The 2,462-nt window shown below is 33.3% G+C and carries 2 protein-coding genes; one reads left to right on the forward strand and one right to left on the reverse strand.

The window, feature by feature from the left end; translation table 11 throughout:
* Positions 1-451 precede the first annotated feature (451 nt).
* Positions 452-955 (forward strand): hypothetical protein, encoded by a 504-nt coding sequence (locus ACFX4G_RS28130; protein ID WP_377578368.1) that lies wholly within the window; start codon positions 452-454, stop codon positions 953-955.
* Between the two features lie 58 nt (positions 956-1,013).
* Here ACFX4G_RS28130 and ACFX4G_RS28135 read toward each other — a convergent pair whose 3' ends face one another.
* Entirely contained in the window at positions 1,014-1,673 is a 660-nt protein-coding gene (locus ACFX4G_RS28135) for a CAP domain-containing protein (RefSeq protein WP_377578371.1), read from the reverse strand.
* Between the last annotated feature and the right edge of the window lie 789 nt (positions 1,674-2,462).

The following is a 2,462-nucleotide window of genomic DNA, read 5'->3' on the forward strand; positions in this document are numbered from 1 at the left end:
GTCACCGGTACAATACCGACAACTGGCTGTTTAAAAGGTGTTTTGATCCCTGTCTCGAAATCAGGGGTCAGTCCCCACCACCAGGGTAGTTTTTTCTGTTTGTAAGCTGTATAAGATATACAAAGTTAGTTAACATAATGGATTTTATAAGAGCAAAATAAAAAAAGCTCTTACTATTAAGGGCTTTAATAGTAGAAATTTTAGATAGAATAAACACTTGTCCAAACCCTTTTTATTACTTTTCATATTATAGAAATGAGCATACCCCTGCTCTTCCAATAGATCCTGAGTTCCTATATTACTATTATCTTAAAGAAAAAACTGCTGCTTGGCGATGAACAGTAGTTTTTTCTGTTTTATCAATAAATAATTTAAAGTATTAGGACAAGCATACAAACAAGCTTCCTCTTGATGAATACCATATATATATAAATTGAAGAAGGTGATTAAAATGAGTGAATATTATGAGAAGAAATATATAAAAGGATCAAATTCCGAAGAATGGCATGATTGCAAGGAAAATGAAGTAAAAAAATCAGCGTTCAGAGCTGTTAATACAACTAATGATCAAAATGTTCCTGCAAACACTCGCGTAAAAGTTAGATTTCCAAATGAACAATTTGATTTAGCAAATGAATATAATCCTGGTAGCTCTACATTTATTCCAAAAAAAGATGGGGTATATTCCATCATTGCGAGCGTTCAATTTGACCCTAATAACTTTAACAACCCTTATAGAGTACTACTAATCATTCAAGTAAATGGTAATGATGTAGCTCGAGACAATGACTTTTTTAGCACAATCCAATTTGATAATGATGTAGCTGTTTCTACTATCATTCAGTTAAATGCCGGAGATATAGTAGAGGTATTTGTCGTTAGTAGTGTAACTGGTGAAATTGTTGCAGACAGTGCAACTACACGTTTTGAAGCAGTTAGAGATGTAAAACTCTAACTTAATTGCTATGCATACAAAAAAACTAGGCTCAAAAGAGGAGCCTAGTTTTTCTTTATTACTTACCAATAAATTGTTGTGTCCAATAGCTACCATCTTGTACGTAACCTACTCCAATATGAGTAAAGTCTTTGCTTAAGATATTTGCTTTATGACCTGGACTATTCATCCATGCACTCATTACTTCAGCAGGTGTTTTCTGACCGTAAGCAATATTTTCACCAGCTGTTTTATAAGTGATACCGAATTTTTTCATCATATCAAATGGTGAACCATAAGTTGGAGATGTGTGATCGAAATACTTCTTATCGTGCATATCCTGAGATTTAAGACGAGCCGTTTTAGCTAGCTGATTATCAACCTTTAAAGCTGGTAAACCAACTTTTGCACGTTCTTGATTGACTAATGTAACAACTTCTTGTTCATAAGCGCTTAGTTCTGAACTTGAAGCTGTTGGTTTAGTAACCGAAGCTTCAGATTTTAAACGAATAATTGATCCTAATTCCATGTTGTAAGGATCAACTTTTGGATTTAATTCCATCAGTTTTTTGTAATCTAACCCGTAACGTTTGGCAATAAAGAAAAGACTATCCCCTTTAGCCACTTTGTATGCTTCAAAAGGTGGTTCCTTATACATAGTCATTGCACTTGCATTTGTTGATGAAACTCCACCAATAATAGATAAAGCTAGTGCAGATACTATTAGTTGTTTTTTCATAATTCTCTCTCCCAATATTTATTTATGTATGTATAGTACTTCCGTTAATAACCATAATCATAGAAAATTTAAAAATCTAGGAGTAAATAATTCCAACAAGATAGTAAGCTAATAACTTACTAATTTTTAGTTTTTTTATTTCAAAGATGTATAAGGTATGCATTATTAGTTAGCAAATAGATTTTATCAGAAATAAAAAAACTCCTGTTTTCACTTGAAAAACAGGACTATGAAAGAGAGTAACCTGCAGGTATACCCTATATAATATGTAAATTAAGAATGGCTTGTACTAAATAAATACCCTATTTTTATTATATTATCGAATAAAATTATTCCTTTCGAGCAAACTACCCAAGACGCTCTGCAACGTCAGCTAACAATTGATTACCATTCATGAAACAGAAAAAACTACCCTATCACACACCAGGGTAGTTTTTTCTGTTTTTAAGTTGTATACTCCATACATTTTTAGTTAATATAATACCTCTTTCCGGAACACACCTCAAAAAGAACCCCTTGTGGCGCAAGGGGTTTACCAATGGAATGTAATCTCAGATATGCAGCTTTTTATACATCCTTGATATGACGGAGTTCTCCAGGTGTGTGTTTGAAGAAGAAATATATAAAAAGCGCACCTTTTATACATATGCTAGAACATACTAAAAGTAGTATCTACCAAAACTATCTAAGATAAATAAAAAGCAGTTTGCAAATGCAAACTGCTTTTAAGATGACCCGTACGGGATTCGAACCCGTGTTACCGCCGTGAAAGGGCGGTGTCTTAACCGC

Origin of the sequence: Priestia sp. YIM B13486, from assembly GCF_042787865.1 — a bacterium.
Taxonomy (GTDB): Bacteria; Bacillota; Bacilli; order Bacillales; family Bacillaceae_H; genus Priestia; species Priestia megaterium.